General features: G+C 34.4%; 13 protein-coding genes. 3 read left to right on the forward strand and 10 right to left on the reverse strand.

Features of this window, described 5'->3' with window-relative positions; genetic code table 11:
* Positions 1-588 precede the first annotated feature (588 nt).
* Complete coding sequence (locus IRZ78_RS18025; protein WP_194617846.1) at positions 589-2,040, forward strand: amino acid permease; 1,452 nt, start codon at positions 589-591, stop codon at positions 2,038-2,040.
* A 75-nt stretch (positions 2,041-2,115) separates the two neighbouring features.
* On the opposite strand, the gene IRZ78_RS18030 is transcribed toward IRZ78_RS18025, so the two are convergent.
* The 4 genes from IRZ78_RS18030 to IRZ78_RS18045 form a co-directional block, all read right to left on the reverse strand.
* Entirely contained in the window at positions 2,116-2,343 is a 228-nt protein-coding gene (locus tag IRZ78_RS18030) for a PspC domain-containing protein (RefSeq protein ID WP_194617847.1), read from the reverse strand.
* A 469-nt stretch (positions 2,344-2,812) separates the two neighbouring features.
* Positions 2,813-3,295: a 3'-5' exonuclease gene (locus tag IRZ78_RS18035; RefSeq protein ID WP_194617848.1), complete on the reverse strand. Its 483-nt coding sequence runs from the start codon at positions 3,293-3,295 to the stop codon at positions 2,813-2,815.
* A gap of 79 nt (positions 3,296-3,374) precedes the next feature.
* On the reverse strand, positions 3,375-4,736 hold the full coding sequence (locus tag IRZ78_RS18040; protein ID WP_194617849.1) for a pyridoxal-phosphate dependent enzyme: 1,362 nt from the start codon (positions 4,734-4,736) through the stop codon (positions 3,375-3,377).
* Positions 4,737-4,782: 46 nt separating this feature from the next.
* Positions 4,783-6,750, reverse strand: coding sequence for a putative porin (locus tag IRZ78_RS18045; protein WP_194617850.1), 1,968 nt, complete (start codon positions 6,748-6,750; stop codon positions 4,783-4,785).
* A 173-nt stretch (positions 6,751-6,923) separates the two neighbouring features.
* On the opposite strand from IRZ78_RS18045, the gene IRZ78_RS18050 reads away from it, so the two are divergent.
* Positions 6,924-7,586: a ribonuclease HII gene (locus tag IRZ78_RS18050; RefSeq protein WP_194617851.1), complete on the forward strand. Its 663-nt coding sequence runs from the start codon at positions 6,924-6,926 to the stop codon at positions 7,584-7,586.
* Between the two features lie 59 nt (positions 7,587-7,645).
* Here IRZ78_RS18050 and IRZ78_RS18055 read toward each other — a convergent pair whose 3' ends face one another.
* The 6 genes from IRZ78_RS18055 to IRZ78_RS18080 all read right to left on the reverse strand — a co-directional run bounded on the left by IRZ78_RS18055 (position 7,646) and on the right by IRZ78_RS18080 (position 12,429).
* Positions 7,646-8,497, reverse strand: a complete 852-nt coding sequence (locus IRZ78_RS18055) for a nuclear transport factor 2 family protein (protein WP_194617852.1) — start codon at positions 8,495-8,497, stop codon at positions 7,646-7,648.
* A gap of 169 nt (positions 8,498-8,666) precedes the next feature.
* Positions 8,667-9,266: an NAD(P)H-dependent oxidoreductase gene (locus tag IRZ78_RS18060; protein ID WP_194617853.1), complete on the reverse strand. Its 600-nt coding sequence runs from the start codon at positions 9,264-9,266 to the stop codon at positions 8,667-8,669.
* A gap of 78 nt (positions 9,267-9,344) precedes the next feature.
* Positions 9,345-10,163: an AraC family transcriptional regulator gene (locus tag IRZ78_RS18065; protein ID WP_194617854.1), complete on the reverse strand. Its 819-nt coding sequence runs from the start codon at positions 10,161-10,163 to the stop codon at positions 9,345-9,347.
* 24 nt (positions 10,164-10,187) lie between these two features.
* The gene (lipB, locus tag IRZ78_RS18070) at positions 10,188-10,886 is read right to left on the reverse strand and encodes a lipoyl(octanoyl) transferase LipB (protein WP_194617855.1); all 699 of its coding nucleotides are present in this window, start codon (positions 10,884-10,886) and stop codon (positions 10,188-10,190) included.
* Between the two features lie 5 nt (positions 10,887-10,891).
* Positions 10,892-11,635 carry a hypothetical protein gene (locus IRZ78_RS18075; protein WP_194617856.1) on the reverse strand — a complete coding sequence of 248 codons (744 nt, stop codon included), beginning with the start codon at positions 11,633-11,635 and terminating at the stop codon, positions 10,892-10,894.
* 62 nt (positions 11,636-11,697) lie between these two features.
* A complete protein-coding gene (locus IRZ78_RS18080) occupies positions 11,698-12,429 on the reverse strand; it encodes a hypothetical protein (protein ID WP_194617857.1) in 732 nt (243 codons plus the stop codon).
* 332 nt (positions 12,430-12,761) lie between these two features.
* On the opposite strand from IRZ78_RS18080, the gene lysS reads away from it, so the two are divergent.
* Positions 12,762-14,465, forward strand: a complete 1,704-nt coding sequence (lysS, locus tag IRZ78_RS18085) for a lysine--tRNA ligase (protein WP_194617858.1) — start codon at positions 12,762-12,764, stop codon at positions 14,463-14,465.
* Positions 14,466-14,497 lie beyond the last annotated feature (32 nt).

Consider the following 14,497-nt stretch of genomic DNA (forward strand, 5'->3'; position numbering starts at 1 on the left):
TTTTGATAAATCCTCAATATTATTAATATTTCTGCTTCTACTTCTATAAGTTAGAATTTATTTTAACCCGACATATTGGAAATAGAACAACATCCATAATTCTTTTAAAGACCCAGCCTCTATGGCTATTTTCTTTAATTCACCCTAGAGAGACAACCTTGGCTGTTTTTGCAGAAAAGATTTTTCAGGTAAACTAAAATCGACCAAAAAATAAATTCTATGCACTATCATTATAAGCAAGAAAGAGTAAAAAAAAATCCTGTTGATTGCTGCTTTGCATGGCTAAAACATTTTACAAATAGGCTAAAGCTTGTTCCCATTGAAAATATTGATTTCTAATAATTCCCAGAAATTAAGAGAAAAACAATTTATTTAATAAGAATTATATTAAAAATGTTATTGTTTTTAAAATTACATTTTTCACTACTAAAGCCCAATTAATTTAATGAATCCCAGTATTTAAAGAATAATCAACGCAGGTTTTATCAAAAAAATTAATATTTTATAACTTAAAAACAGATAATTGTTTTTATTTTTTACAAAAAACGATACATTTGGAGCTTAATAACAATAAACCAATATTATAATATGTCAATTTGGAAAACTAAACCACTTTCGGTATTGCTTGACGAAGCTTCCGAATCTGAAAAAGGCTTGAAAAGAACTCTATCTTCACGGTCGCTCGTTGCACTTGGAGTTGGAGCTATTATTGGAGCCGGATTATTCTCGTTAACAGGAATTGCTGCTGCAGAACATGCAGGACCAGCAGTTACTCTTTCTTTTGTTTTAGCAGCCGTTGGATGTGCTTTTGCCGGACTTTGTTATGCAGAATTTGCCTCTATGATTCCTGTTGCCGGTAGCGCCTATACATACTCTTATGCTACAATGGGAGAATTTATGGCTTGGATTATTGGCTGGGATTTAGTTTTAGAATACGCTTTGGGAGCCGCCACAGTTGGTGTAAGCTGGTCCCGCTATTTATTAGAATTACTAAACAAATACGGAATTCACCTCCCCCATCAATTTATATGTTCGCCCTGGGAAACTCTTAAACTCAGTGACGGTACAGTAATTGAAGGTGGTATTGTCAATTTACCGGCGATTTTTATTGTATCTATGCTATCTTTATTATTAATAAGAGGAACAAAAGAATCTGCATCTTTAAACAACTTTTTAGTTGTTGTAAAAGTTGCTGTAGTACTTGTTTTTATCATTTTAGGATGGAGCTTTATTGACTCTTCCAACTACACGCCTTACATTCCTGAAAATACAGGTGTTTTTGGTGAATTTGGATGGTCAGGAATTGCTGCAGGTGCGGGAACTGTATTCTTTGCCTTTATTGGTTTTGATGCTGTATCTACAGCTGCACAGGAAGCTAAAAATCCTCAAAAAGGAATGCCAATTGGTATTTTAGGATCCCTTGTTATATGCACCTTATTATATGTATTCTTTGCTCACGTAATGACAGGTCTTGTTAATTACAGAGAATTTGCCGGTGATGCCAAGCCTGCTGCAACTGCTTTTGCAAAAACAGGTTATGATTTTCTACAAACAGGTTTAATTGTAGCTATTCTGGCGGGTTACACCTCTGTAATATTAGTAATGCTTTTGGGACAAAGCCGTGTATTTTATACGATGAGTAAAGATGGTTTATTACCTCCATTTTTTAGTTCTATTCACTCTAAATTTCGTACTCCGTGGAAAACTAACCTTTTCTTCTTAGTATTTGTAAGTTTATTTGCTGGATTGGTTCCGGTAAGCGATTTAGGACACATGGTAAGTATTGGAACATTATTGGCTTTTGTACTTGTTTGTATTGGTGTGATGGTGATGCGTAAAAGAATGCCAGATGCTCCAAGATCTTTCAGAACACCTTTAGTACCATTTGTGCCTATCGCAGGTATTGTAATTTGCCTGGCTTTAATGTATTCATTACCTAACGAAAGCTGGGTGAGACTTGTAGTCTGGATGGCATTAGGAGTAGTAATCTATTTTGTTTATGGTAAGAAAAACAGTAAACTGAATAATCCAGGGAAGTAATTTTCTTGGAGATAATAAAAAAGGATCATAGAGTATAAATACTTTATGATCCTTTTTTTTATGTTGTATATCGATTTATAAATCAAAAACCGAGGTACGTTTTGCCCGAATTAAATCTTTTAGGCGAATCCAGAATGCCAAAGTAAGATAAACTCCAAATCCCAAACCTGCCGTAACAAATGAAATATAGATAAAAAACAATCTCACACTTGTCACGCGCATACCCAGTTTATCGGCCAATCGTGAAGAAACATGGAATCCGTACTTCTCTAAGAAAAACTTAAGTCTTAAAACTGCCGACATAGTTACATTTTTATTTTATCCCTGGGCTTTACCCAGGATGCTATTAGTATTTGCCGACAAAAGTACAAAATTATCTCATTGACCCATTTTCTAAATCTCTAATTATTCTCTAGCAGCTCCCTTGCTAAGAACACCTCTTAGAGATGCTCTGTGATTGAGTAACCATTTTTAACCTTGTATTAATCTTTGTATTTCAAAAATATCTTTAGCGCAAACTCCAAAAGATCTAAATGCATCACTCAGATCGTTTTTCTTAAGGGCTACGCTCACTGACAAATATTAATTCCTCACCAATTAATCTGCCCCCCTTACTCTCAAAGAGCAAACTAAATTAGCATTATGGTATTAATTGTGATCACAAGGGAAACTCCCTACTCTTTCAGTAAATATTCTTTTAGGCTTTTACTTTGTCTTATAGAAAGTCTGAAAATGAATTAAAAATAATATTCCTTCCTGAGCTTGTTGGCTTTTATCTCAACAGATACAATTTAGCACAAGCTCTCGCATCAGATAGCGCCTCGTGATGATCGAGTTGAATTTTCATCTCCCGACAGCAATCACTTAGCTTAGTGGGCTTAAAACCTTTTGCCTTATAAATCTTCACGGTGCATTCCCACTTCTCTGCTATATTCAAATCTTGATATTGCAAACCATAAAGCATCATCGATTTCATTAAAACATTTCGATCAAAACTCTCGTTGTGTGCCACCACCACTCTGTTTTTTAATCTTTTTTCGATCTCGGGATAGACCTGGACAAAAGTTTTGGCATTCAGGGTATCTCTGGGATAAATTCCATGTACACGAATCGTAAAGGGATTGTATTCGTTTTTGGGAGGCTTAATCAGGGTAACAAACTCATCTGTAATGATTCCGTTCTCTACAGTAACGATTCCAACAGAGCACGGATGATGTCCTGTAGCAGTTTCAAAATCTATCGCGGTAAAAGTCATTTTCAAGTATATTAAGCTAAAAAATCCATAAACCTAATTATCAAAACTAGATTTATGGATTTCAATTATTAAAACCGTATTATTTTATAGATCCAATGATATCATATTTTGTAATAATATGATGATTACCATTTCCTAAATCAACCAAAACAGCATCATTTTCTTTGGTAAACAATTTAGAAACTTCTTCAATTGGTGTTCCTAATTTTACAATTGGGAAAGGTTTTCCCATTACTTCTTTAATTGGTTTTTCGGCTACATTTTTATCTGCAACATAACTTCTAAACAAATCTGTTTCATCAACAGAACCCACAAACCCAGTAATATCTACAACAGGAATCTGAGAGATTTTGTATTTACGCATACGTTCAATGGCGTGAGAAACCAATTCTTCTGTACGCACCACGATTAATTCCTTATCGATATGATCTTTAATTACGTCTTCGGCCTTTGTAATGTTCTCTTCCAAGAAACCACGCTCACGCATCCAGTCGTCATTAAACATTTTACCCACATAACGGCTTCCTGAATCGTGAAACAACACCACAACCACATCTTCTGGCTTAAAGTGTTCTTTAAGCTGTAAAAGGCCTTTTATACAAGCTCCGGCAGAATTACCAACAAAAATAGCCTCTTCAAGAGCAATTTTTCTGGTATAAACAGCCGCATCTTTATCGGTTACTTTGGTGAATCCGTCAATTAGAGAAAAGTCAACATTTTTAGGTAAAATATCTTCTCCAATTCCTTCTGTGATGTAGGAGTAAATTTCGTTTTCATCGAAAATTCCCGTTTCATGGTATTTTTTAAACACAGAACCATAAGTATCGATTCCCCAAATTTTAATATTTGGATTTTTTTCTTTTAAGTATTTTCCAACACCAGAAATCGTTCCTCCTGTTCCTACTCCAACAACAAAATGAGTGATTTTCCCATCAGTTTGTTTCCAGATTTCCGGGCCTGTTTGCTCGTAATGTGCCAAAGAGTTTGACATATTATCGTACTGATTTACATACCATGAATTTGGCGTTTCTTCAGCCAGGCGTTTTGAAACAGAATAATAAGATCTTGGATCTGTTGGCTCAACATCTGTTGGGCAAACTACTACTTTGGCACCCACGGCGCGCAAAATATCCATTTTTTCTTTAGACTGCTTGTCTGATATTACACATATCAGTTTATATCCTTTAATGATGGCCACAAGAGCCAATCCCATTCCGGTATTTCCAGAAGTCCCTTCAATGATAGTCCCTCCGGGTTTTAATCGGCCATCTGCCTCTGCATCTTGAATCATTTTCACGGCCATTCTGTCCTTTACAGAATTTCCGGGATTAAAAGTTTCGACTTTTGCCAATACTAACGCATCAATTTCAGCAACAATTTTGTTGAGTTTTACCAATGGTGTATTACCAATTGTTTCTAAAATGTTATTTGAAAAGTCCATTTCTATTTAATTTAATATTTGATTTTTAATATAATAATACCTAATGCTATTGGAAGAAATTCCAAACTAAACCAAATCGGATAACAAAATCACGATAAGGATTATTAGGCGCTGAATAATAGTCGCTTTTAGAAAAAAGAGCATTGATGTGCTCAGCCTTTACATAGAATCGGGTTTGGCGAATTCTGGCATTTACGAAAACATCAAATAATGGATAACCTCCAATTTCTTTTTCTTTCTGAACATAAAACTCTCCAACAACAGGGTTATAGCCATTTGCGTAATATTTCGTAAAATAGTTAAAAACGATTCCGGTTTGTAAAAACAATGCTTTTTGAAAAAAGTGACCTGAATAATAAAAGGTATTTCTTGTTACAAAATCAGGCACATTTAAAATTAAATCTGACTGATCTACTTTTTGATATAATAGTGTATTATCAAGAGCGAAAGGGCCAAATTTAAATTCACGACTTGCTTTTATCTCCAAGTAATTAATCGCATTTGAGTATTGAGCCGGATTTATAATTTGTGTATTGACCGCCTTTTGTTCTGGCGAGGAAACATCTGCAAAATACAAATGATCATTTAAAACCGTATACTGAACTTCCCCGTTTAGCCAAGGCGTTCGAACAGCGGCGCTAAGGGAATTAATTTTCTCGTTTTTAAAATTATTCGACCAGTTATACTCCACATAACTGCTTTGGTACAAATTGTAGTTATTATTGGGTAATTTATTGATGTTACGGTATCTAAAATCAAACTGGATTTTATCATTAAAATCATATTTTAATTTAGCATCTAAATCAGACAATGACTGATCTGTAATTGATCTTGAATATAAAAAACGTCCGTTCCATTTGTTTTTTTGATATTCGAATTGTCCCCCTACATTATTAATCTGCAAAAATAAATTATCGGGAATAACAGTCCCATCTTTATCGACTAAGACTCTTCCGTATTTATAATTAGACCTGTAATCGTCTACAAAAAAATTAAATTTCCCTAAAAGAGAATTTTCATAGGCCACCCCCACCTTATTATACAATCTTTCATAATGGGTCTGATCGTTTATACCACTTGTTACATATGATTCTCCAAATCGTTTCACTGATCGGGTTCCAACAGCTGAAAGAACGGTTGGCTGATTGTATTCGAAAAATTTGTTTTCGTAATTAAACTGGTGCGTTACATATAAATTATTATTGCCCTCAGTTGGATTTATTCTAAAAGCATGATCAAAAAACAAACGTCGGCCTTTTAAAAATGATTCGGCATCGGTAAGATACACTTGCAATCTTTGACGGTTTTTATAATCCGGATTATCACTTTCAAAGTCTGCAGGTGTAGTAATCCCTCCATTTTCTTCGTTTAAAACATCCTGATAAGTATAATGCGCATTGATTGCATATCTTCTATCGGTTGTAGCGTAACTTGTTGTAAATCTAAAATTTCCTGCACTTACCAATTGGTTTATATAATCTCCTTCTGAACGTAAACCTCTGTATGCAATAGAAAAGTTAAGATTTTTTGACGTATTTAATGTAATAAAGGAATCTACATTCTGACCTTTATTTATTGTTGTATTAAAAAACAGTTCGGTCAGGGGCGTTGCTGCCGAGTAATAATTGATTTGATCTGCCTGAAGATAATTAAAATGTTTTCCGTTAAAACCAATTTCCGGATACGGAGAAAAACTAGTCAGGCTGTATTGCAGAGTATTATAAGTCTGACCGATATTGGCAAAAGACAATAGTCCGAAATCATCCCTGCGAAGATTATTTTGTTTGTAAGCACTCTTTAAGGTTAATGAAGTATCGACATAAGTAGTATCATGCTCCAGGGTAATAATCTGGTATTGATCTATGGTTGCAATTTTTGCTTTTTTCTTTTTTATAGTATCAGTTATACTTGAATATTTAGTATTCATATCTAAACTATTTTTAGAAGTATTTTTTTCCTGAGAAAACAATAAAGTGGGTACAACTAATAGGTATAGAAAAAAGAATATTCTCATTTGATCGCTTTATATGGAATTATTTTGGCAAAATTTGTCTGGCAAAGGTAAAAGATAAAAACGTATAAATAAAAAAACACTTGAATTTATACCACTGCTTTGGCAAATAGTAAGAGAACGAATGTTTTTAAAGAAAATTTTATAATATTTGCCAATTAAAACAAAAAAAGCAAATGCTTGAAAAAAATTTCTCAGGATTTAATTTAGAGACCGGAACTGACGAGGCTGGCCGAGGTTGTCTGGCTGGTCCGGTAACGGCTGCTGCAGTAATTTTACCCCATCATTTTGAGCATGAATTTTTAAACGACAGTAAACAATTGTCTGAAAAGATGAGAGTGTTTTTAAAACCAATCATCGAGCAGCATGCCCTTTGTTTTTCGGTTACCCATTTGCATCCCAACGAAATTGATGAGATTAATATTCTAAACGCCTCTATGAAAGGCATGCAGGAATGTATTTTGAAATTACAACATGTTCCTGAATTTATCATTGTAGATGGTAATCGTTCTTTGAATGCAAAACTGGGTTTAAAAAATACTTTTGGCAAACAATTTTCTCTTCCTGAAATTGAATTACTAAAATCGATTCCTAACCAAAGCATTATAAAAGGGGATGGTAAATTTTTAAGCATTGCCGCAGCTTCTGTCCTGGCCAAAACCTATCGCGATGAGTACATGGATCAAATTCATGAAGAATTCCCTATGTACAACTGGAAACAAAACAAAGGTTACCCCACTAAAGAACACCGGGAAGCGATCAGAAAATACGGAACCACCAAATACCACCGCATGAGTTTTAGGCTTTTGCCGGATCAACTCGAATTGAATTTTGAATAACAAAAAAAGACTTATCTAGATCGATAAGTCTTTTTTCTATAGAGAGATTTAGATTTCTCTTATTTTTTACTTTTCAGGAATTCTGCAAATTGTTTGGTATCAAAATAAAAAGGTCTAATTGCGATAATTTTTCCATTTTTTAAATCGAAATGCTCCGAGATTGGCACTGAGATTGTTTTTCCTGATTTTTTTGCTTTGGCTTTTATGGTGAAATAAATCATTACTTCATTTTTTGTAGCATCACTAAAATAAACAGGCTCTTTTTCTATCTCTAAATCAAAAAACTCAGCTGATTTGCTGTACATTTTTACCCATTCATTAAAACCTGTAAACTTTCCTCCGTAAGGCAATCCTTCTGCCTGATTATAAACTGCCCCTTCTTCTATTAAATGTGCCATTGTCGTGAAGTCCCTGGTTTTAAAAACGCTTTGGTAATATTGGCCAACAATCTTAAAATTTTCCGTTTCGAGATTATTCAAAATTTCAGCCTCAGACAAAGTGGCTTGCGGATTCCAAAAACCAATGATTTTGCTCACCTGACCTTTTCCGTTTAGTCGGGCAAAATCACGACCGGCCATTATAAGCTTATTTTTTGAATCTAAAATTTTCCAGTCCCAACTTACATAATTGTCTTTTACCACTTTTGGACCTGAGCTAAATACTGCATCGGGGTACTTTTTATAAAATTCATTTATAACATTATTGAAGGCAGCCGTTCCTTTTATAGATGCAGAAGGATCCTCAAAAGTACTTTCCTCGAGCCAAATTGTTTTAATTATTTTTAGCCTCACATCACTCTTAGGTTCTGACCAGGCCTTTTGATAAATCTCGATTGGATTTAATTTATCCTTCTTTTGAGCAAAAAGACCATTAATCATAAAAATAAAACAGATAAAGTAGATTTTTCCCATAAGTCATTAAATTAGGTTAGCTAAAGCTTTTATTAAAAGTATAAAACCAAATTTAGTATAAAAAACTCATACTAGTACTACCCTAAGATAATTTGCGGTCCATTTAAAATCTTTGCCGTTAAAGACTCTTTTTTGTATTTTTTGCAACCATCTTTAATTTTAAATCATTTTATCCCAAAACAGATTCTTTATCGATGAATCTCAAAGTAGTTTTGATCTGATTTTCCCAATCCGAAATACCCTCTTTAGAGGCTCTGTCGGCTTTATCAAAATAAAAATGCTGCTCGATTTCTAATCCGCAATACGTAAAAATTCCGGTATCAGAGGTTAAGGCCAAAGCTTTGTCCATTCCCATTGCCTGATATTCTTCATTTGATTTTCCGTGCGAATTGATAATGATTGTTTTCTTTCCTCTCAATAAACCTTTCTGAACGCCCTTTTCGTATCTGTATGCAAATCCGTAACTAAATACACGATCAATATAACCTTTCATTATTGCCGGCATTCCTGTCCACCAGATGGGGTAAATAAAAACAATACGATCTGCCCAGGTTATAAAATCCTGTTCTGTTTTTACATCATCGGCAACCTTTCCCATTCTTTGTCCGTTCATATCATCTAAAGAAAGTACGGGATTAAAATTGATCTCATTCAAATCGCGAAGTGCAATTGCTTCTCCAGATTCCTGAAGACTCTCCAGTACCGTTTGTTTGAAGAAGTGATTTAAACTCCCTGAATTGGGATGCGCATAAACAATTAAATTTTTCATGTTTTCTGTTTTTAAAGATTAACATGACAAATCTAAAGCGCAAGGCTGGGGTAGAATTGTAAGAAAACGAAATCTTCTTTATTCTGACCTTGAGCTGCAGATATCGTTTTGAAATTTCAGGAATTTTCTGGGCGAAATATTCATATAATATTTAAAGTCATGAATGAGCTGACTCTGATCGTAATAGCCGCACTGATCCACAATCGTTAGCCAATCCGTTTTTGAGTCCTTTAGTATATTTTCCTGAATTTGATTTACGGCTTTTAAAAACCTCTCATACCGATTGGCTTCTTTAATTGTATAGCCAAAAAGTTTCTTCTGATTGAGCTGAATATTTCTCTGGGTTTGATTGATCTGTGAAGCAATTGCTTTTATTGGACTGAGATTTTGGTTTTGAAAATCAGTTAAAAGCGTCGTTATCTGCTTTTGCTCCCTTAAATAAGGTTTGCAGAAATCTAAAATATAATCGACACGCTGTTTTGGGTCTGAAAGTTTTTGAAGTTCTTCCCATAAAAGAGCAAAACAATTCTCATCAATTAAATCATCCGGATCAATAGGCAAAGAATCAAAAAGCGCATTGCCAAAGAATCTGTAAAAAGCATCTTCTTTAAAATTGGCTACCAAAATCTCTGAATTAGGCTCTAAAGTATAATTGAAAGCTTGTTTTATAGGACCAAGAACCATACATTTTTCAACTTCCAGAAAGGTATTTTGCTGCGATTGTAAAGATGATTTTCTTCCAAAGTTAAAAACCAGTATGGTTTGAAAACTTGGCAATAAGGTTTTGGTTATGGGAAATGCCGTTTTATTTTCGGCAAAGTAAAAATGAGAAAAAACAGTTTCAAATGCTGAAGGAACGGCAATTCTATAATTGTTATTTTCTTCAGCATTTTTCATACTATTTATATTTAATAGGCTAATTTAAACAAATTCAGCTTCGAATAATTGTGTCAAATGTTTTACTATTTTAGCCTTTACTTGGGCTTCATCGACTTTTTCTACACCAAGTTCTACTTGCAATGAAGTAACGCCTTTTCCGCGAATTCCACACGGAATAATGTTGTCAAAATATCCTAAGTCTACATTTACATTTAAGGCAAATCCGTGCATGGTTACCCAGCGTGAAGCGCGTACACCAAGCGCACAAATTTTTCTGGCAAAAGGAGTTCCCGCATCGAGCCAGACTCCAGTTTCGCCTTCGCTTCGCCCGCATTTTAAGCCGTATTCTTCTAAAGTCAGGATAATAGCTTCCTCGAGAAAACGCAAATATTTGTGAATATCTGTAAAGAAATTCTCTAAATCCAAGATCGGATAACCTACAATTTGTCCCGGGCCATGATAGGTAATATCACCGCCACGATTGATTTTATAAAAAGTGGCTCCTTTGGCCTGGAGCTGTTTTTCGTTTAATAAAAGATTGTCAAGATCTCCACTTTTACCCAAAGTATACACATGGGGATGCTCAACAAAAAGTAAATAATTGGGTGTTGGCAAATCAAGTTCTTCTCTTCGGTTTTTGATTTTTAAGTCGACTATATCCTTAAAAATTTCTTCCTGATATTCCCAGGTCGATTTATAGTCTTTACTTCCTAAATCCTGAAGTTGAATTTTTTTATTCATTTTAATTATTTTTCAAACTCTACATCAAAGTTAAGTTTGTCAGGATTCTCCATATAATCCGTAAAAGGGTATTGAATTGTAATTGATTTTCGATCCTCGCTAAACAAAGCATTTGGGTTGGATACTTTTTTTATTTTCTTAGGAAAATGATACTTTATAATGTAGCTCGAAGAAGCAAAAATCATCTTAGACATATCGGCCGTAGAATCTTTCGCTTTTGCAGCTAATTTGTCTTTATCGATTACTGCTGTACGTGTAAATTTCTTTCCATCGTAGGTATAGCTTAATTTACTATTATTATCTCCTAAGCCTTTCCCCAACGGTGATGAAGCATTTGCCCCTCCTTCTAATTTTTGAAGTGCGTTTAAAGATTGCAAAGCATCTTGTAGCTCATTTACATTTTTAAAATCAGTCGAAATGGTCATTAAAAACTCTTTTTTCTCACCATTCATTTTGGTATTTACTACAAAATTTTCCAGTTTTTTAAGTTCTTTTTGGGCTTCGGGAGACAATTTTGCAATGCTGTCTTTTTTCTCTTCAAATAATTGCTTGAAGGTAAAAGTAGAATCTATATTTTTTTTAGCGTCAGGTCCAAGCTGGTCACCGGCCATGGCCATTAAAGAGGAACCATCCATATCTACAGAAAACTTTCCGGTTCCGTTATCATTTACATATATATTTTCGGTTAAGGTGCAGCTTGTTAATGTTGCTAATACAAAACAAAAACTAAGTAACTTGTATAATTTCATAATGGCTAATTTTTTATCAAAGATACGAAGACTATTTTATTTTTTAAGATTCTAAGACAACACTATTGAAGGTCTTTTTGTTCTAAAACCACTTCCAGATTCGTTATTTCTGGATTTTGTAAACAATCTGAAAGTTGAAATTGGAATGTCATTGTTTTTTTATCTGCACTGATAACTGCTTTTTCGTTTGAAACAGATTTTATTTCTCTTGGAAAATGATATTTTAAACTATAGGACTGCACCAACTTATACTTAGCATACATTTTTTTTCTTTCTTCCAACATTTTTTTATCCTTATCAAACTTTTGCTGATCAACAATTACAAGATTTCTTTTGAAAGTAGAGCCATCGAAAGTATATTGTATTTTGAAAGATTCTTTTGAAACCGGATAATTTTCTTTTAAAGAATTTGCCAAAGTAAGACTTTCATAAAGATTAGGTATTTCTTCTATTTTTTTAAAGTCAGAAGAAATTACATTAAAATTTTCCATTTGAACCGGATCCGCTTTAATATGCATTTTTACATTGGCATGCTCCTGAAACAATGCCTGGTCAGATTTATTAAATTTCACAAACGTTGCTGCATACTTTGTTATATAATCCTGAAAAACAAAAATTGTATCTGTAAATTTTTCAGAATCAGAATAAGGACGTCCTAATTGCAAATAACTATTTTCGTCGCGTAATTGAAAAACTTCAATAGTTCCGCTCCCGTCTGGGTTTATCTTTATAGTTTCTGTGATTTGACAGCTTGAGACTAAAATTAAGAGTAGAAAGGCTTTTATGATTTTCATTTTCTTGCAAGGTTGTGAGTTGCTAAGATACTGAGGTTTTTTTGTTTAATTTTTACACAAATGTTTTTTCATTGGTTTAGTTTGTCATTCCGAGCAATGACAAGATTGTGTAACCACATCAACTAAAACGCCTTTTGAAAACTTAAATTTCTAATGAGCCCTGATAGAAATGAAAATCCTTTTATGCCGGTGTTGGGCAAAAAAGACACAAGTGAATAGCGGGACAAAAGGCAATTGAAATGCAATAAATTACTGCTACAAAAAATCTAAAACCTGCATTCTAAAATCTACATTCTTTTCTTTATCTTTGCACACTTAAAAAAGAGCACAAAATGGCATTATCAGAACAAGAAATCATCCGAAGAGAAAAACTTCAAAACTTACGCAACTTAGGAATCAATCCTTATCCGGCTAATCTTTTTCCTGTAAATCATACTTCCAAGCAGGTGAAGGAATCTTTTGAAGAGGGTAAGAAGGTGATCGTTGCCGGACGTTTAATGAGTGTTAGAGATCAGGGGAAAGCTTGTTTTGCTGAATTACAGGATAGCGAAGGACGTATACAATTGTATGTGAATCGTGATGTTTTGTGTGAGGGTGATGATAAAACTTTATACAACACAGTATTTAAAAAACTAACTGATTTAGGTGACTTTATTGGTATTGAAGGTGAATTGTTTACCACAAAAGTGGGCGCGCAATGTATTCGTGTGGACGGATTTACTTTCCTGAGCAAAACTTTACGTCCACTGCCTTTACCAAAAGTAGACGAGGATGGAAACGTACACGATGCTTTTAATGATCCTGAGTTACGTTACAGAATGCGTTATGTGGATTTAACAGTGAATCCCCAGGTAAAGGAAAACTTTATCAAACGTACCAAGTTGTATACAGCAATGCGTGGTTATTTTAACGATGCAGGATATCTTGAAGTGGAAACTCCGGTTTTACAGTCAATTCCTGGTGGAGCTGCCGCAAGACCTTTTATCACGCATCACAATTCGCTTGACATTCCGCTTTACATGCGTATTGCAAACGAATTGTATTTGAAAAGATTAATTGTTGGTGGTTTTGAAGGTGTTTATGAATTCTCGAAAAACTTTAGAAATGAAGGTATGGACAGAACCCATAATCCTGAATTTACCGCTATGGAAATATATGTAGCCTACAAAGACTACAACTGGATGATGGAATTTGCAGAAGGCCTTCTTGAGCATTGTGCAATTGCCGTAAACGGAACAAGCGAGGTTACTTTTGGCGAACACCAAATTAACTTTAAAGCGCCGTACGCCCGTGTAACCATGACAGATTCTATCAAACATTTTACTGGTTTTGATATCTCGGGTAAAACGGAAGAGCAATTGTTTGACGCTGCCAGAGGAATGGGAATTGACGTTGATAAAACAATGGGGAAAGGAAAATTGATTGATGAGATTTTTGGCGCTAAATGCGAAGGAAATTATATTCAGCCAACTTTCATTACCGATTACCCAAAAGAAATGTCGCCTTTATGTAAAGAACACCGCGATAATGCTGAGCTTACTGAGCGTTTTGAATTGATGGTTTGTGGTAAAGAAATTGCAAATGCATATTCTGAACTAAATGACCCAATTGATCAGCGTGAGCGTTTTGAAGACCAAATGCGTTTGGCTGAAAAAGGTGATGATGAAGCAAACGGAGTTATCGACGAGGATTTCTTAAGAGCATTAGAATATGGTATGCCTCCAACTTCGGGAATGGGAATTGGTATGGATCGTTTGATTATGTACCTAACAAACAACGCTTCGATTCAGGAAGTTTTATTGTTCCCTCAAATGCGTCCTGAGAAAAAACAAGCGCAGATTGAATTGTCTGATGAAGAGAAATTCATCGTAGATTTATTGAAAGGAAATGAAAACAAGATGGATCTTCAGCAATTAAAAATTACTGCTAATTTAAGTGGTAAAAAATGGGATGCGTCTATGAAAAATTTATCAAAACATGGTTTGACTAAAGTGGCTGTTGAAGGTGAGTTTAAATTTGTGGAACTTGTAGAGTAAATTTTAAAATTCCAATTTTTGAAAATTCCAAA

This window comes from Flavobacterium sp. CSZ, assembly GCF_015350725.1.
In the GTDB taxonomy this organism is placed as follows: domain Bacteria; phylum Bacteroidota; class Bacteroidia; order Flavobacteriales; family Flavobacteriaceae; genus Flavobacterium.